The 17689-nt window shown below is 58.6% G+C and carries 16 protein-coding genes and 1 pseudogene; 10 read left to right on the plus strand and 7 right to left on the minus strand.

All coding sequences use genetic code 11. From position 1 onward, the window contains the following. The first annotated feature begins 29 nt into the window (after positions 1 to 29). From HUN39_RS15800 to HUN39_RS15820, 5 genes are read left to right on the plus strand one after another with little or no spacing between them, the layout of a single operon-like run. On the plus strand, positions 30 to 224 hold the full coding sequence (locus HUN39_RS15800) for a helix-turn-helix domain-containing protein (RefSeq protein WP_175095440.1): 195 nt from the start codon (positions 30 to 32) through the stop codon (positions 222 to 224). A 19-nt stretch (positions 225 to 243) separates the two neighbouring features. Further along, positions 244 to 2973, plus strand: coding sequence for a class I SAM-dependent DNA methyltransferase (locus HUN39_RS15805; protein WP_175095441.1), 2730 nt, complete (start codon positions 244 to 246; stop codon positions 2971 to 2973). Beyond that, entirely contained in the window at positions 2973 to 3986 is a 1014-nt protein-coding gene (locus HUN39_RS15810) for a phospholipase D-like domain-containing protein (protein WP_175095442.1), read from the plus strand. The genes HUN39_RS15805 and HUN39_RS15810 overlap by 1 nt, the downstream gene beginning before the upstream one ends. A gap of 3 nt (positions 3987 to 3989) precedes the next feature. Further along, positions 3990 to 6035, plus strand: a complete 2046-nt coding sequence (locus HUN39_RS15815; RefSeq protein WP_175095443.1) for a DEAD/DEAH box helicase — start codon at positions 3990 to 3992, stop codon at positions 6033 to 6035. Next, positions 6028 to 7251, plus strand: a complete 1224-nt coding sequence (locus HUN39_RS15820) for a GIY-YIG nuclease family protein (protein WP_175095455.1) — start codon at positions 6028 to 6030, stop codon at positions 7249 to 7251. The genes HUN39_RS15815 and HUN39_RS15820 overlap by 8 nt, the downstream gene beginning before the upstream one ends. Before the next feature lie 50 nt (positions 7252 to 7301). On the opposite strand, the gene HUN39_RS15825 is transcribed toward HUN39_RS15820, so the two are convergent. Continuing rightward, a complete protein-coding gene (locus HUN39_RS15825; protein ID WP_175095444.1) occupies positions 7302 to 8750 on the minus strand; it encodes an argonaute/piwi family protein in 1449 nt (482 codons plus the stop codon). After that, positions 8747 to 10081 (minus strand): DUF4365 domain-containing protein, encoded by a 1335-nt coding sequence (locus HUN39_RS15830; protein ID WP_175095445.1) that lies wholly within the window; start codon positions 10079 to 10081, stop codon positions 8747 to 8749. Before HUN39_RS15830 ends, HUN39_RS15825 begins: the two co-directional genes overlap by 4 nt. Before the next feature lie 459 nt (positions 10082 to 10540). Between HUN39_RS15830 and HUN39_RS15835 the strand changes: the two are divergent. Continuing rightward, a pseudogene (locus tag HUN39_RS15835) lies at positions 10541 to 11795 on the plus strand (tyrosine-type recombinase/integrase). Here the strand turns inward: HUN39_RS15835 and HUN39_RS15840 are convergent. The 4 genes from HUN39_RS15840 to HUN39_RS15855 form a co-directional block, all read right to left on the minus strand. Continuing rightward, complete coding sequence (locus tag HUN39_RS15840) at positions 11725 to 12021, minus strand: helix-turn-helix transcriptional regulator (protein WP_175095446.1); 297 nt, start codon at positions 12019 to 12021, stop codon at positions 11725 to 11727. The pseudogene HUN39_RS15835 and the gene HUN39_RS15840 overlap by 71 nt on opposite strands. 723 nt (positions 12022 to 12744) lie before the next feature. Further along, positions 12745 to 12960, minus strand: coding sequence for a hypothetical protein (locus HUN39_RS15845; RefSeq protein ID WP_175095447.1), 216 nt, complete (start codon positions 12958 to 12960; stop codon positions 12745 to 12747). Between the two features lie 1065 nt (positions 12961 to 14025). Further along, a complete protein-coding gene (locus tag HUN39_RS15850; RefSeq protein ID WP_175095448.1) occupies positions 14026 to 14211 on the minus strand; it encodes a hypothetical protein in 186 nt (61 codons plus the stop codon). An 81-nt stretch (positions 14212 to 14292) separates the two neighbouring features. Continuing rightward, positions 14293 to 14634 (minus strand): hypothetical protein, encoded by a 342-nt coding sequence (locus HUN39_RS15855; RefSeq protein WP_175095449.1) that lies wholly within the window; start codon positions 14632 to 14634, stop codon positions 14293 to 14295. Between the two features lie 237 nt (positions 14635 to 14871). On the opposite strand from HUN39_RS15855, the gene HUN39_RS15860 reads away from it, so the two are divergent. The 4 genes from HUN39_RS15860 to HUN39_RS15875 all read left to right on the plus strand — a co-directional run bounded on the left by HUN39_RS15860 (position 14872) and on the right by HUN39_RS15875 (position 17301). After that, positions 14872 to 15135 carry a hypothetical protein gene (locus tag HUN39_RS15860; protein ID WP_408631417.1) on the plus strand — a complete coding sequence of 88 codons (264 nt, stop codon included), beginning with the start codon at positions 14872 to 14874 and terminating at the stop codon, positions 15133 to 15135. A 163-nt stretch (positions 15136 to 15298) separates the two neighbouring features. Continuing rightward, a complete protein-coding gene (locus tag HUN39_RS15865; protein WP_175095450.1) occupies positions 15299 to 15439 on the plus strand; it encodes a hypothetical protein in 141 nt (46 codons plus the stop codon). Positions 15440 to 15488: 49 nt separating this feature from the next. Continuing rightward, complete coding sequence (locus tag HUN39_RS15870; RefSeq protein WP_175095451.1) at positions 15489 to 16691, plus strand: NAD-dependent formate dehydrogenase; 1203 nt, start codon at positions 15489 to 15491, stop codon at positions 16689 to 16691. Positions 16692 to 17004: 313 nt separating this feature from the next. Further along, positions 17005 to 17301, plus strand: a complete 297-nt coding sequence (locus HUN39_RS15875; protein ID WP_175095452.1) for a hypothetical protein — start codon at positions 17005 to 17007, stop codon at positions 17299 to 17301. A 99-nt stretch (positions 17302 to 17400) separates the two neighbouring features. Here the strand turns inward: HUN39_RS15875 and HUN39_RS19030 are convergent. Next, positions 17401 to 17689: hypothetical protein (locus HUN39_RS19030; RefSeq protein WP_210267011.1), on the minus strand; the 289-nt coding region annotated here is incomplete at its 5' end.

Raw genomic sequence — 17689 nt, forward strand, 5'->3', positions numbered from 1 at the left:
CTTCACGGAGCGCGACTCACGGCGGGCGCATGGCCGACGAAATACTGACGATCCGGGAGGTGGCCGAGCTTCTCAAGCTCAATGAGAAGACCGCCTACAAGCTCGCCCTTGCGGGCGAGATTCCCGGCTTCAAGGTCGGCGGGTCGTGGCGGTTCGAGCGGCAGGCAATCGCAAGCTGGATCAAGCGCAAGGTCGAGGAGCAACAGAAAGGGCGACCGGCATGAAGGCCGGTGCAGGGGACGTATGAACGCCGTCGAGATCGAGGAAGCCATATCGGCGCTTGCCGAGCTGCCGTTCGACGGCGGCGAGTTCCCGTTCGCCTTCCTGCAAGCCTTCGGGAACAAGGACACCACGATCAAGCGGCTGCGCGCCGGATCGACCAACGCATCCGACCTGCCCGGCGGCGTTCTCCAACGGAACAACATCCACATCGCCGTCGCCGCGCCCGGCTCGGTGACGCAGACGCTTGCCGCGCTGCGAGCCAGCCCCGCCACGGCGAAGGCCAAGGCGAGGTTCATCCTCGCCACCGATGGCGACGGCTTCGAGGCCGAGGAGCTGGAGTCCGGCGAGACGGTCGCCTGCGCCTATGCCGACTTCCCCAATCATTTCGGCTTCTTCCTACCCCTGGCCGGCATCTCCACGGTCAAGCAAATCCGTGAAAGCTCGTTCGACATTCGGGCGACTGGCCGCTTGAACCGGCTGTATGTGGAGTTGTTGAAGGACAACCCCGACTGGAGCACGGCCGACCGCCGCCCCGACATGAACCATTTCATGGCCCGGCTGATCTTCTGCTTCTTCGCGGAGGACACCGACATCTTCAACGGTGAGGGGCTGTTCACCACCACTATCGAGCAGATGAGCGCGCGGGATTCATCCAACACCCATGAGGTGATCGGCGAACTGTTCCGCGCCATGAACACGCCCATCGCTCAACGGGCTACCGCCAAGCTGCCGCGCTGGGCAGACATATTTCCCTATGTGAACGGCGGGCTGTTCTCCGGCAGCCCGGCGGTGCCGCGTTTCAGCAGGATCGCGCGATCCTACCTTCTCCATATCGGCGGCCTCGATTGGAGGAAGATCAACCCGGACATTTTCGGGTCGATGATCCAGGCCGTAGCGGACGATGAGGAGCGCGGCGCGCTGGGGATGCACTACACCAGCGTTCCCAACATCCTCAAGGTGCTGAATCCCCTGTTCCTCGACGACCTACGGACGCGGCTTGAGGAGGCGGGCGACAACACGCGGATGCTGTTGAACCTGCGCCGGCGTATGGCGCGGATCAGGGTGTTCGATCCCGCCTGCGGCAGCGGCAACTTCCTCGTCATCGCCTATAAGGAAATGCGGGCCATCGAGGTCGAGATCAACAAGCGGCGTGGAGAGGCCGACCGCCCATCCGAGATCCCGCTGACCAATTTTCGTGGGATCGAACTGCGTGACTTCCCCGCCGAGGTCGCGCGCCTCGCGCTCATCATCGCCGAGTACCAAGCGGATGTGCTGTATCGCGGGCAGAAGCTGGCGCTGGCTGAGTTTCTGCCGCTGAACAAGGAAAATTGGATCACCTGCGGGAATGCCCTACGGCTGGACTGGCTGAGCGTCTGCCCGCCGACAGGAACGGGCGTGAAGCATCGTGCCGATGACCTGTTCCACACGCCGTTGGATCAGCCGCAGATCGACTTCGAGAACGAGGGGGGGGAGACATATATTTGCGGAAACCCGCCGTATCGAGGGAGCAAGTGGCAAGACGACGAGCAGAAGGCGGACCTCGCGCGTGCCTGGTCCGAACACCCGCAACTCGCCAAGACGACCGACTTCGTATCAGGCTGGATCGCTGCGTATCTTAAATACGCCCGATCGGTGCCAGATGCGATGGCGGCTTTCGTCGCTACTAACAGCATCTGCCAAGGCCAGCAGGCATCCGAGATTTGGCCGATAGTGACTCGACAAGGGAGGGAAATCCGCTTCGCTCACACTCCCTTTACGTGGAAGAATCTCGCGAGCCACAACGCCGGCGTTACTGTGATCATTATTGGACTAGGTCCGAGATCATCACGATCGAAACGCCTGTTCGGCGACAATGGCCTCGTGCGCGAGTGTGAAGTCATTGGACCGTATCTCGTGCCCAATATGCCCGACACCGTCACCAAGGCGAACAGACCGCTGGGCCCTCAATTCCCGATGCTGTTCGGCAACATGCCACGAGACGGAGGGCACTTGTTCCTTACGACACAAGAGGCACGCGAGCTTCGCCGGGACTCCGTCACCAATTCCTACGTGCGCCGATTCCTTGGCTCCGACGAACTGATCAACGGTAAACTTCGATTTTGCCTCTGGATCGAAGACAGCGAGGCCGACGCAGCCAGGACGGATGCACTTATCGCCGGGCGCCTCGCACTCGTCGCGGACAACAGGCGCCGATCTCCGGCCGAATCCACGCGCGCGTTCGCCAACTCGCCTCATCGTTTTGTTCAGATTGCGGGCACGGCTAAGAACTCAACGATCGTCGTGCCGAGAGTGTCTTCTGAAAACCGCGAGTATCTGCCGGTCGATCTCGTGACGGGCGACTGCATCATCGGTGACCGAAACTTCGCTCTTTACGACGCGCCCCTTTGGAACATGGCGTTGATAGCCTCCCGTCTGCACTGGGTTTGGATAGGAACGGTTTGCGTCCGCATGCGCACTGACTTCTCTTACTCGAACACGCTGGGCTGGAACACTTTCCCGGTCCCGCTTCTCACCGAAAAGAACCGGAGCGATCTCAATCGATCGTCGGAAAACATCCTGATCGTGCGTGAACGACATTTCCCTTGCACGATTGCCGAGCTTTACGACCCGAAAGTCATGCCGGAGGACCTGCGCGAGGCCCATCGTCAAAATGACGAAGTAGTTGAAAGAGTCTACTTTGGTCGCCGGATGAAGAATGACACCGATAGGCTAGAAAGCCTGTTCGCTCTGTACCGTAAGGCGGCGGCATGATGAGTGGATTTGCCCATAATCTTGCATCGGGTACGACAACGTTATTAGAGATCGCGCGGGTTCGAGCTGCAATTTCGGCAGACAACTTTTTCGGGTGTTTCGCTTACGCAACCCAGTCCGGCTTCAGAGTATTCGAATTGAGCGTCGGAAAGGATTTTTGGACTGGAACTGAGTCGCGATGGCTGTTTGGTATTGACTATGGCAGGACAGACCCACGCGCATTGCGCGAGATTGCTGGTCGCCCAAATACGGAAGTTCGAATTTTTGACGGACGTTTTGTCGTAGATCGAGTCGGCTTTGTTCCGCGCCGCGACTTCCACCCGAAGGTAGCGATGATGAAGAACACGGCTTCCGGTAAGCAGGGAGTTGTACTCGGCTCTGGGAATTTCTCGTACAATGGTCTTCGACGCAGTATAGAAGCCGGCTCGGCTATCATAGCCGCGACAAAGGTCGATTTTAATGAGCACGTTGAGCCTGTCCGCTCAGTATTCGAGAAGCTTTGGGAGGACGCCTGTCCGCTAGACGAGATCGCAAAGGATTATGAAACGCGTTTGGCCAGCCTAATCAATTCGCGGGATACGAAGAGACCGGTCAAAGGGGAAGGTCCAATTAAGGGATTTTGGATCGAGGCAGGCTACGTCACCAAGAACCGTGGACCGGACAAGCCGGGAAATCAAATATTTGCTCCCAATGGCTTCCGACGCTTTTTTGGCCTCAAGAAGGGCAAGGGCAGCTCGACCCACATCGGCGAAATCACCTTTGAAACTGAGACGGGTCCAAGGGTCACAAAGAATTATCGAGAGAATGACAACGCCATGGAAAAATTGACCCTGCCAATGCCTGAGGATCATGGTTTCGGTGTTTATGATGGCAAGGTTCTGATCTTTGAGCCGAAAGGTAAACGGTTTTTGTTGACTGCAGTCGAGCTTGCCGATTTTGAGCTGATCTATGGGTATCGGGTGGCGAATGTTAATAAGATGGCTGGAGGAAGACGTTTTGGGGAGTTGATTTAAGCCATGGTCTCTATCCCGTCCGTCTCCGTCACCTATGCGCACAACGGCAGCTCGACCAAGGCCAATGCTCTCGGCATGAGGCCGATGCAGGAGCGCGTCTATGAGAAGCGGGGCGAGCAATACCTTCTCATCAAGTCGCCGCCGGCTTCCGGCAAGAGCCGCGCGCTCATGTTCGTCGCACTCGACAAACTCGCAAACCAGGGGCTCAAGCAAGCCATTATCGTCGTGCCGGAGAAGAGCATCGGCGCGAGCTTCAACGACGAGCCGTTGACCAAGTATGGATTTTGGGCGGATTGGCACGTCGAGCCGAAGTGGAATCTCTGCAACGCGCCAGGCGGTGATAACGGCGGCAAGGTCAATTCCGTTGAGGTGTTTTTAGGTAGCGGCGACAAGGTGCTGGTTTGCACCCACGCCACCTTCCGCTTCGCTGTGGACGGGTTCGGCGTGGAGGCGTTCGATGACCGCCTCATCGCCGTGGACGAGTTCCATCACGTCTCGGCCGATCCCGACAGCAAACTCGGCCAGCATCTCGGTCAACTGATCGCCCGCGAGAAGACGCATATCGTGGCGATGACGGGTTCGTATTTCCGTGGTGACGCCGTGCCGGTGTTGACCCCACAGGACGAGGCGAAATTCGAGTCCGTCACCTACACCTATTACGAACAGCTCAACGGCTATGAATATCTGAAACAGCTCGACATCGGCTATTTCTTCTATTCCGGCTCTTATGCCGACGACATTCTCGCCGTCCTCGACCCCGCCGAGAAAACCGTCATCCACATTCCGAACGTCAATTCGCGTGAGAGTACGAAGGACAAGATCAAGGAAGTGGAACATATCATCGGTGCGCTCGGCGATTGGCAGGGCATCGACGCCGCCACGGGCTTCCAGCTTGTCAAAACACCGGACGGCCGGACGCTTCGCATCGCCGATCTCGTTGATGACGAAGCGAACAAGCGCGACCGTGTTTCCCTGGCTCTGAAAGACCCTGCGCAGAAGAACAACCGCGACCATGTGGACATCATTATCGCGCTGGGCATGGCCAAGGAAGGCTTCGACTGGATCTGGTGCGAGCACGCTTTGACGGTGGGCTATCGCTCTAGCCTCACCGAGATCGTGCAGATCATCGGCCGCGCAACCCGCGATGCACCGAACAAGACCCGCGCGCGCTTCACCAATCTGATCGCCGAACCCGATGCCGCCGAGGATGCCGTGACCGAGGCCGTCAACGACACGTTGAAGGCCATCGCCGCCAGCCTGCTCATGGAGCAAGTGCTTGCTCCGCGCTTTGAGTTCAAGCCGAAGAACCCGCAAAGCAGGCCGACCTCTGGCTTCGACTATGGTGAAGGCGGCTACGATCCGAACAAGTGCAATGTTGGTTTCAACGAGGAGAGCGGTGTCTTCCAGTTCGAGATCAAGGGCCTTGTCGAGCCCAAGAGTCACGAGGCTGCGCGTATCTGTCAGCAGGATTTGAACGAGGTGATCGCCGCCTTCGTTCAGGACAAGACCACCATCGAGCGCGGTCTGTTTGACGACGAGCTGGTGCCCGAGGAGCTGACGCAGGTTCGCATGGGCAAGATCGTGAAGGACAAATATCCCGAGCTGAGCGATGAAGATCAGGAGGCGGTGCGCCAGCACGCTATCGCCGCGCTCAACATTACGCAGCAGGCCAAGCAATCCATGCTTGATCGCGTGAGCGGCGAACCCACCGCCAACACCGCCCTGATCGACGGCGTGCGCAAGTTTGCGATGGACGTGCGCGAACTCGACATCGACCTGATCGACCGCATCAACCCGTTCAAGGAAGCGTATTCGATCCTCGCCAAAACGATGAACGAGGAACGCTTGCAACAGGTGAAAGCCGCGATTGCCGCGAAGCGCACTACGCTGACGCCGGAGGAGGCGAAGGAATACGCCGTGCGCACGGTTAAGTTTAAGAAGGAGCGCGGACGGCTGCCTTCGATCAACTCGACCGATGCCTGGGAAAAGCTGCTGGCCGAAGGCGCAGCCACCTTCGTGCGCTTCAAGGATGAGGGCCGCTATGAGTGACCTTGACCTTGATGAACTGCGCGACGAACTCGCGGATTTCGCCCAGCCTGAAAAGAAGGGCGGACGCTCCGCGCGCGAGGAACGCATCATTGCGGGCTTCGAGGAAATTCAGCGTTTCGCCGATCAGCATGGCCGCCCCCCGCAACATGGCGAGGGGCGTGACATCTTCGAGCGGCTTTACGCCACGCGCCTCGACCGCCTGCGCGCGCTGGAGGAGTGCCGTTCTCTTCTTGCACCGCTCGATCACCAAGGCTTGCTTGCGGTTGCAGAGGATGCGGTTGCCGCTCTAGCGGAGGAAATGGACGACGATGAGCTGCTCGCCGAGCTAGAGGGCGCGGCAGGCGCGACGGACATCACCGATCTTCGCCACGTCCGCACCACCGCCGAAAAGCGCGCCGCCGCGGAAATCGCCAACCGCGAACGATGCGAGGATTTCGACCGCTTCAAGCCCCTATTCACGGCTGTTCAGAACGACCTCGATACCGGCGTGCGCATCACCCAACCGATCCGCAAGGACGCTGGCTTCCTGAAAACCGACATCAGGACCGGGGAGTTTTTCATCCTTGGCGGCCAGGTCGCCTACATCGCCGAAGTCGGTGAGCCCTTCAAAGCGCCCAACGGCCAAAGCGACGCCCGCCTTCGCGTCATCTATTCCAACGGCACCGAGAGCGACCTGTTGCTCCGCTCTCTGCAACGCGCCCTCTACAAAGACGAGGTGAGCCGCCGCGTGTCGGAACCGAGCGCCGGGCCGCTGTTCGCCAACGAAAGCGAAGCCGACGACCTCGCCAGCGGCGCCATCTATGTTCTGCGCAGCCAGTCGGACAATGCCATTGTCGCCGCCAACCGCGACCTCGTTCACAAGATCGGCGTCACCGGCGGCGATGTCGCCAAGCGCATCGCCAACGCCAAGCTGGACCCGACCTTCCTGCTGGCGGACGTGGAGATCGTGGCGACCTACAAGCTGTTCAACATCAGCCGCATCAAGCTCGAAAACCTGATCCACCGCATCTTCGACCCGGCCCGGCTCGACATCGAGATCAAGGACAGGTTCGGCAACGCGGTCATCCCGCGTGAATGGTTCCTTGTGCCGTTGTTCGTGGTCGATGACGCGGTGGAGAAGATCAAGGACGGCACGATCACAGGATATGTCTACGATCCGAAGAGCGCCAGTCTTGTAAAGCACAGCGCGTCGCCTTTGCCGGGGGGCTTGACATGAGCAATGTCAACGTCAGGCGTTTGGCCGAGAATATCCGTTCCAGCACTAATCTAAGTGTAACGGCGGAAGTCGGATGAGACCGCTGTTCCAAATTCGACGTGCTTGAGAATGCGCCCGACCTCACGCGCCGCCTTGATCGGCGCCGGAAGCTTCTGATCGAACTGCGTCGTATTCCAGTTCACCTTCGTCAGCGCGAGCACGTCCTTCCCCAGCGTCAGGATTTTGCTGTCCGAATTCTCATGGGGCACAAGCAGCAAAGGGCGCGGCACGCGCAGACCGGGGAATGTCCCGTAGAACGGCACGCTGCCGCGCGTATACAGTAGGCCCTTGCCGCCCAAATCGACGAATGTCCCGCGCAGAACGGGATAATTGCCGTCCCGGAAAATGGCGATTGGTGAACTCTCCTGCACCCATACGAGGTCGGACATCTCGATGCCGGACTTCCCAAGAGCGGCGTCGATGCCCTCCGCCTCTTCAGGACGGAAGCGCGAGGTCTTCAGGACCACCAGTCGCGCAGGCACATGGCGGTGATGCGCTTTGTACGCCGCGATGGATTGCACCACGAGTTCTTCCGCGTCTTGGGCGGTCAGATATGGGTGACGCCCCCGCGTCTCCGTCTGCGCGCGCGCGCCGCGCAGAATGAGACCGCGACCACGCTCATCGAACATCTGCGCGGTGCTGGTCCAGAGTTGCTGACCGTCGAGGTCACGATAGAATCCGATGCCCAGGAAGCTTGTGCGGTATTCTGCCTGATCGGGCAGCAAACGCCACGGCACCTTGCCCGCCTTGTAGAAGAGCGCGTTGAGAAGATTCCACGCGCGCGTCGCCTTTACCTGCGTTTGGCGGTTGCTGTCGCGTTTGACTTTGCGGGGGATTTTCGCGGCATCATCCCACGTATCCGGCCAGACGATCTGCGTCGGGACCGGCAGGTGAAGCGTCTTCGCCTTGAGCAGGTCACGGAAGTTGAGCATGTCGCCCCCGTCATCGTCGTCGTCGCTGTCTTCCACTTCGCTCTTGGCGTTGACGAGCTTTTCGATGAGCGGAGTGGGGAGGGCCAGAACAATTACGTCGGGCTTCGCGCTGCCTTCGACCAGAGCCGAAAGCTGCGACGTGATCAACTCGACGGCATGGCGGACCGCTTCGTCGTGACGGCCTATGCCGGTGATTTCATTGACCTGACGCCGGGAAATAGTGGCCGTAGCCCCGTCCGGCACCTCGAACTTGCAGCGGAACGGGTTCTGATTGCCCAGACCCGGAAAATCCGGGTTGAGATTAATAAGCTGCTTGTTTCCGCTTTCGATGCCGCGTCCGGTTTCTCCCAGAAATTCCGTGAATCCGGCAACGGTGTCGTCCGTACCGATGACGCCAACGCGGATAACGTCGCCGGAACGCGGTTGCAACGGCCCATGCTCGCGCAAACCCTGACGCGGATCGCAATGCTGTCCGCCATCGCCAAATTCAAGCATCGGCTCGTCAAAGACATGTGCCTTGAAAATCACCCGATGCCCCCTTCCTCAAAGAGGTCCTGCGCTTCCATCTCCTTGGCTCGCGGATCGGTCCGGTTCCATGAGGACTCCGGCACCGCCTGAGACAACTGGATCACCGGGAGGCGCTCGAATTGCAGTAATGGCGCAGGTTTGTCGGCATCGAACAGGCCAACTTCGTGTTTGCCGCTCTCGACTAGCAGGTGCTGCCACATCATCACCTGACCGCGCACGGCGGCGTTGCGTTCCAGACGCTTCTTGCCTGCCAAAAGCGCCTCTGGATAACGGTGCGGTTGAAAGCCGTCCGTGGTGAAATAAAAATCAGGATCGACAACTACGAACCATTCATCAGCAAGGCGTTCGAACCGAAGCCGCGCCGCATGGTGCCGAACGTAGCCACGGCCTTCCTTCTTCTTGCTCGCGTAGGCACTCACGACCTTGGCAGAGGTTTCATTGATGTTGGACATGTAGCGGTAGCTGCGCGATTTTCCGACCCCGACCGCCTTGAAGTGGAAAAGCCTGTCTTTGCGGAGAAAGGAAAGCTGCGCCGTTGTCTGTCGCTCGACCGTGCGCCGCAACAAATCCATTGTGTCGTTGATGTCGTCGCGTTCGTCGTTGAATGCGATGAGTTTGGTATCAACGGCCTCGACCTGATCGAGATCGATAATCGCGCGGGTGCCGTACTCCCTGGGATCGAAGAAAGAGACAAAGCGCCGCTTGCGGATTACCCAATCGAACCGAATGTTGCTGTGCTTTACTAGTTCGGGCACGGCGTCGCGCCCGCTGCCGAATGGCGAGGTTGAGATGAAGATTTCATCCGGCAACTTGACGCGCAGCAGGTTGATGATGGCGTCCTCGCCCTGATTGAGCGGGGGCAGGAAAACGCCCGGCGTGCGACGATCAATGGTGAGCGCGCCAATGCGATCAGCGCAGCGCGGATCGAATACGTCGGCCTTCTTATCGAACTTCAGGCGGCGTTCCTCGCCCCTGACGCAATCGCTAACGTCCTTCCAATACGCCGTTTCATCGGACTTCCGCCAAAGGACGATGATGACGGGGATGTTGGAAGTGCGCCAGTATTTCAGATCGTCCGGCTTGAGAAGGTATTCAAAGCCGTTGTCGTTCTCGCGGACATATTGGCCGCTACCGGTGGATTTGACCTGGACCCCGAGCAGCTTGCCGAGCGGCGCGCCGCTCTTTGGATCGCGCAGTTCGACGATGCCGTCTGTGCCCGCTTCGAGGCGCCCACGCTGCTCGTAAAGAAAGCCGGTTTCGAGAACGATCTTTTTGATCGCTGTCTCGCCCAACTCGCCCAGAACCTGGCTATCGGTGATTCGCTTCGACATGCCGCATCATACGGAGCTTCGGAGGCATTCTGAACAACTATGTTCCCGTTATGTTTTTGCAAAGCTTGTGCAACAGCCTGTTGGGCGGGCGTGCCGAACGCTGTAGGTGGTGTCCAGCGAGGCTGCCACAGCGAGAAGGGCGAGGGGGGGGCCTTCTCCCAAAGCTCGTTTATGATGCGAGTGCGTTTATAGCGGGACGGATCGCCATATAGAATCCACGAATCCAGCGCCCTTACCCTGGTGGTATCGCAGTTGGTATGGGCTTGGGGCCTGAGCGGAAAGCCAAATAGTTACAATGTGAACTCAAACCCATTGACCATCGAGTGGGAATGATTTTTGCCCATCCCAGGGTATTCAAAAATACCACATAATACGCTGAAATCAAAAAGAAAATCGTTCATGATCGTTCGAGAACTATCGGCCGGCAGAGATGGCGGCTGACGTGCAGCCCTTAAACACCTGAAAGCAAAAGAGAAAATTTATAAGGTGACGGACCGGGACGGCATGTATGTGCTCGTGAAGCCGTCGGGGACCCTCACTTTTCGGCTGGACTACCGGATGAATGGGCGGCGCGAGACCGTCACATTCGGCAAGTACGGCCCAGCCGGGCTGTCGCTCGCTCGTGCTCGAGAGCTGTGCATCGACGCTAAGCGGGCGATCAGTGAGGGGCGATCGCCGGCGATAGAAAAGCAGCGGGAGAAGCGCCGACTTCTAGAAGCGAAGAGCTTTGGCGAGTTCGGCGAGAAATGGCTGACCGCGGCGCCGATGGCGGACAGCACGCGGGCAATGCGCCGGTCGATCATCGAGCGCGAGCTGCTGACCAAGTGGCGCAATAGGCTTCTGACCGAGATCACGCCCCGATGATCTGCGAGCTCACTGCGGCGCGATCGTTGAGCGTGGTGCTCCCGCGACGGCAATCCACGTCCGCGACATCGTCAAGCAGATCTACGGCTTTGCGATATTGCATGGCGAGAAGGTCGCCAATCTGGCCGATGATGTGGGGCCGGCTTCGATTGCGACGTTCGTGCCCAAGGACCGGTCGCTCTCGCCGACCGAGATCAGGATTATGCTCAAGCTGCTCGAGAAGGTGGCGACGCTGCCGACCATCCGGCTCGGCATGCGGCTGTATCTGCTGACCATGGTGCGCAAGAGCGAGCTGCAGGACGCGATATGGGACGAGGTCGATTTCGAAAACGCCGTCTGGACGATCCCGAAGGAACGAATGAAGCGCTCGAAGGCGCATAACGTCTATCTGTCCGGGCAGGCACTCGACATCATGATCGCGCTGAGGACCTGCGCCGGAAATTCAAGATACCTTTTGCCGTCGCGCTATGACGCGGACGCGCCGATGTCGCGCGCGACGTTCAATCGCGTCACATATGCGGTTGTCGAGCAGGCGAAGAAGGAAGGCCTGCCGCTTGAGCCCTTCACGGTTCACGATCTCCGAAGGACAGGATCCACGCTGCTCAACGAACTGGGCTTCAACAGCGACTGGATCGAAAAGTGCCTTGCGCACGAGGACGGTCGCTCATCGCGGGGCGTATACAACAAGGCAGAGTATGAAATTCAACGTCGCCATATGATGCAGGAGTGGTCGGATATCATCGACGCCTGGGTCGCGGGCAACAAGCGTATCCCGGTACTTATCCCGTCTTCGATGCCATTGCTTGAACCCGACCCGGCTCTCGAACAGGGCGCGATCGCCGTTGCCTGACGTCAGGAGACTGCGCCCGGACAATTGGGGTTGATCGGCGCGACGCCAACCAGGTTTCGACCGCTGCCAGATCCCATACGACGCAACGCGGCGAGAGAGCGAAGCGTCGGGGAAACTCCCCGCGCTGTTCCATCTCGTAAATGGTGCTATCGGCAAGCGGCACCATTTCGCGCAGTTGTTGTCGACGGATAGTCCGCTTGATAGGAACGCCATTTTGGTGAGCCATCGTCGTTTCCTCAACTCTTCCTCTTGAGAAAATGAGCGCGATAGGCCCCGAAAGGGAAGGGAGCAAATTTAGATGTCGGATAGCAGGATGCTGTGGCGTACAAATAGATAGCTGTGTGCTTGATGCGCCAATTCGCCGTCGTGTCGGTTGTCAATCGGTTTGATATGAAAACCGTGATTCGAATTAGCAGAATTTCCGCGTCCATTTTTCTCTAAAGTATTTCTCGTAATCAGCTTGATCTTCGGGATCGAAATCATCCTCGGATTTGACGGGGTGCATATCGAAGAAGAAGTGGAGGACGAGGACCGCTCCAACACGTTTCTCACGGGCTGGAAAGGCCGCGGGACGAAAGAGCTATTGCTGCGATAGGTCTAATGCACCATAGGCGCAACGGCGAATCTAATATCTTGATTTATCAGTATTTGCTGTTTTATCTCAATGGCATATGTCGCGTCGTGTGCACTCCATTCTGGGCCTCGATACGACACTTTTCGTAACTTTTCGACCTCTCAGTGTACACAGAGCGCGCACGTCATGGCGACATTTACCAGGCTCAAATTCGGCTCCTGGCGCGCCCAAGTTCGTCGCAAGGGGATATGTCAACGAGATATTTTTGCGCCGGCGAGACGCCGAGGAATGGGCGTTTGGATATCGAGCGCCGGATCGATCGTGGCGAGTCTCCGAGTAAACGCGCGCGGAGAGACGCCAAAACATTTGGCGTTCTCATTCGACTTCATAGAGACGACCTTTTGAAATGGGCAAGCGGATTGGTAGATCAAAAGCCGCGAGCCTCACCTTTCTGGAGCGTCGTCTTGGAAGATGCAAAATTCCGGAGTTCGACGTGTCGCGCACCAGCGCTGCGAGTCCTTTCGCGCCATTGGGGAAGTCGACGGGCTTCGTCGCCACCATGACGCCGACCGCGCCCGTCAAGCCGATCATGAGCGCGCCTTCAAGGCGCCGATAATCGCCGTGAACATGCCGGCGGACGCGTCGCGCCAGATCCAGGTGCTCGCGCCCATAAAATCAAGTTCGAGCACATGCGGGCGTGCCGCGACCGATCTGCTCTTCGACGCCAAAGCGATCGGCGCTTCCTCTCGTCGCTCGACAATAACCGGCGTGAAAGAAAAGCGTTAGATTCCACCGCCCGCCGCTGCGCCTCCCGTCACCACGAAAACAATTGCTGCGGCGTCGGCCCAAGCCGCCGCGCGACCTCCGAAACCCACCGCGCCAGGTGCGAGCGACTCTTCGACCGCTTGCGCCTTCTCTTCACCCAGCCGGCGCCGACGGCGCTCGCATCCGACGAACGGAGCCGCCGTTAGGCTCCCAGTCGCTGCGGGGATTGCGTTGAGGCTGGACGACAGTCTGGTTTCGACCTCCGAGAGACGCTCGCAAGTCCAAGTCTAGACACAAGCGTTATCTCCACATCAGGGGATCAGACTCGCCGCTTTCATCCTCCGTTGAAAGGTGGCGCCGTAGCAGCGCTCACCGCCTAACTGGCGCGTGTTGTTGCCTTAGGAAAGAACGCTAATGCACCCTTGCCATGCTTTGCGGGTTTTTCAGGGATATGGGACAGCGAAGACCGTTGCCGGCATAGCGCAGCTGATCGAAGCCAATCTGCGCAATATGCACGTCGCCCGGGTGCCGACTAGACTTTCCGATAACATGACTAAATTGATAGAGCACAACGTAGCGTTTTAGCCAGCACCGACCATTCGGTGGCAAAGCTCCCCGCCATGTCACGCCCCAGATTGAAATGGACGTACCGTCGACCCCACCTAACCTGGCCGGCGGGCGCCAGGGCTCCGCCCGCGAGTAACGGGCGGAGCTTTTCGCGACCAGCGTCGGAAAGTCAGGAACTAACCGACTTTCCGACTTCCGAATTCTCGACGCCTGATGGCTTGCCTTTTACGGGCCTGAGATCGCTTTCTGCGGCGCTAGCCTTCGCCTCTTCAATTAAGCCCGTAAGCTGCGCCCCTGAATTTGCCGCGTCAGCTCATGCTCGCCTTAAAAAAAGAGACCCAAGGCACCGCCGGCCAACCCGCCCACGACGGCTGCAGCGATCGTGTTGGGAATGCCGCCGAGGCTTAGATAGGCGAGAACGCCCAAAATTAGTGCGCCAACACCGGCGAAGATATAGGTGTTGGTTGTGATTTCCCATTCCCTGTCGCCGGATGGCCTTTGATCCGTCATTGCCAATCCCTCCCTTCGGCGAACGTCCTGCTCTCGGAGGTCGACGCCCGCCAGAGTCATCTGGCTTAACGAGAGGGAGGGTCAATGGTCGCGGCGCACATAGCCGACATAAAGGCAGCTCATCATGACCGCCGCCGTCGCCGCAGGGTCACCCAAATCCGCCGGGGCCGCTTGGTAGCAATCGCAATCAAAGACGAAATAGCCATCGGAACCGCCGTTCGACTCGAACGTCGAGAATTTGTAGGCACGACATGTTTTGCCCAAGCTCTCGTCGAGCAAGCGGGCGGCGATAGGGGCTAACCCTTTAATATCCGGTTTGCAGCACGTGGAGGCGTACGCCCAGGCATAAGAGCAGCGTGGCGAAAAAGCCGCCGTGTCGCCGCAAACACGGTTCTTTTTGTCTATGAGGACAAGACGCGCCAAAACGCTGAGCCTCACTGTAGTCGTTGAAGTTCGAAAAGATATCACAGGGCCGCAGCGCAGCCACAACATTCGACGATCTATGGCGAAATTCGTTGCTGCGGCGCGAGACCTACGATTGCGCGCCCTTGTCCTGGCCGCCACCAAAAAAAACGCCCCGCGCTTACGTCCAGCGTCAGGGCGTTCCTCCGGAAGGCAAGTGACGCGCTGTTCTGGATTGCAAAAGCGGCTCTGCCGCATTTGCAGCCGGGACCGTCGATCATCAATACGAGCTCGATCGTCGCCTTCGATCCTTCGCCGCATCTTCTGGACTACCCGGCGAGCAAGGCCGCCTTCTCAACTTCAGCAGATGTCTGGCGAAGCAGCTCGCTGCCGTCGCGACTGGCCCGTTTTGGACGGCGTCGCAGCCAAGCGGCGGCCAGTGGCGGCGATGTCGCATTGCACTTAATTGCCAGAATGCGCCGGTTCGCGCCTCGGGCCGTGGTGGGTGGACCGTCAAATTAATTTGAATTTTCCGGCGATTTCCCCGCCTCGACCTGAGCCATCAATTCAAAGCGTTATAGTGCAGGCAGGGCAATGCCGGGCGGATGGGGGCAACTACCGCTCTCGATCGCATTGCCGCCTGGTAGACATCTCGGCTGTCGTCGCTCGCTGGATATCGTCTTCGGTGAAATCGACAGATAACCCTGAACGCATCGCCTATGAAACGATCTGCGCTATCTACGTCGACAACTATGATGAGGCTGGTGAGGCGGAGCTTGCGCGTATCCATGAGCGAGGCCAGTTCGCGCTTGGCGCTGATGGGTAGAGCCACGAAAGTATAACGCCCTGCATCCCAGCGAGAGAGGGAGCGGAACATGGCCAAGATCGTATGCGTGCTGTACGACGATCCGGTCGACGGGTATCCGAAAGCCTATGCGCGCGATGACGTGGCTCAGCCCAAATGCTATCCCGACGGACAAACGCTGCCCTCCCCAAAAGCAATCGATTTCAAGCCGGGTACGCTCCTTGGCAGCGTTTCCGGCGAACTAGGACTACGCAAATTCCTAGAGTCGAACGGTCATCGCCTAGTAGTGACATCCAGCAAGGACGGCGCGGACAGCGTACTCGACCAAGAGCTCCCTGACGCCGACATCGTCATTTCGCAGCCTTTTTGGCCGGCTTACATGACCCGCGAGCGGATTGCGAAGGCGCCCAAGCTCAGGCTCATCGTGACCGCGGGCATTGGATCTGATCACACCGATCTGCAAGCAGCGATCGATCGCAATATCACCGTCGCTGAAGTCACATACTGCAACAGCATCAGCGTATCCGAACATGTGGTGATGATGATCCTCGCACTGGTTCGCAATTACATCCCTTCGTACCAATGGGTCGTGACAGGCGGCTGGAACATAGCAGATTGCGTAGCGCGTTCTTACGATCTTGAAGCCATGCAGGTCGGCACTGTCGCCGCCGGTCGCATCGGCTCGGCAGTACTGCGGAGGTTGAAGCCATTCGATGTCGGCCTTCATTATTTCGACCGCCATCGTCTTTCGGAGTCGGTCGAACGAGACCTGAATGTGACGTATCACCCCAGCGTGGAAAGCATGGTCGAGGTTTGTGACGTCGTCACTATAAATTGCCCGTTGCACCCGGAGACCGTACATCTGTTCAATGACGCGTTAATTGCCAAAATGAAGCGCGGTTCCTACATCGTTAACACCGCGCGTAGCAAGATCTGCGATCGCGACGCTATTGTGCGTGCCCTCGAAAGCGGACAATTGGCCGGCTATGCGGGCGATGTCTGGTTCCCTCAACCAGCACCGGTCGACCATCCATGGAGAAGTATGCCGCACCATGGCATGACGCCGCATATTTCTGGCACCAGTCTGACGGCGCAGACGCGTTATGCAGCTGGCGTGCGGGAGATTCTCGAATGCTGGTTCGACAATCGCCCGATCCGCGATGAATACCTAATCGTTAGCGCAGGGAAGCTCGCCGGCGCCGGGGCGCATTCATATAGCGCAGGCGACGCAACCAGCGGATCGGAAGAAGCCGTCCGCTTCAAGAAAGGCTGACGTCGCCCGCTTCCCGATGCGTTGGAGCTGGTCCTAGACCCGATCATGGACGACTGAAGCATTGCTTTGGTGTCGAGCTCGGGAGCCCAAACAGTTACTTCATTCGAGCGCTATCATTTGCCGAGGGCTTTTCGGACCTTCTCTCGCCAAACCTCGAAGCCACGAAGCAAAAGCGACCTCTAAAATACAATCGACAGGCGATGCGACAGAACGCGTCGGCTCTTGTGTGGGAGTTTGAGTGGGCGCACGATCCATTGCCCGGGACGCCTCTGAACGATGGCGGCGGACTTTATGCCAACGCCAGGAGGCAACCATGAATACTGCGAATCTTCAGCTTGAGGGCCTTTACGTCGTCATTTCCGCCCTGCTTGTCGCTTTGCGCGAAAAGGGAGTTTTCGAGGAAGCTGAAATCGATCGGCTGTTGGCGGAAGCAGAATCTGCTCTGGTGGCGGATTCTAATCGGCCCGCCGAACTGCGGGGCGCGAATGTGGATGCGATCTGCTTCCCGGTGCGCTTTCTGAGACAGGCGTTACAAGCGTCATCCGAGGGCCGTAGCCAATCCTTTGCGCACCTCGCTTCACGGGTGGGACAAGTAAAACGAGAGCGCTGAGTGTTGAATATGGTGTGTTTCGTGTGGGGGCGCCCCCGTCCAATGCAAGGATTTTCTTTAGGCGCGAGCATGTGGTCGGGCGCTTTCATGTGTCCGGCCTCATAATGCTGCGGGCCCATATGGCAAGTACGCAGATCGGATCCAAATCCGCTTGGCGCGCTCGTGGCGCTCTGAAACTTCTGGTTTTTCCGACCCCGTCTTATTGACTGTACAAGTGGGCACTAGATCTGACTGACGGCATGAGCTGCCGTTGGGTGGTTCAAGCGACGGCGCCAAAGTCAGCGCATCAATGAAGGTCTCCATTGGCGTTTTTTCCGAGACACCATTTTCCTTGATGCGGGCGGAGTTCATTGAACTGTCAGTCTCGGCAAGAAGCGCGGCGGCGGCC

This window comes from Methylocystis silviterrae, assembly GCF_013350005.1.
Lineage (GTDB): Bacteria > Pseudomonadota > Alphaproteobacteria > Rhizobiales > Beijerinckiaceae > Methylocystis > Methylocystis silviterrae.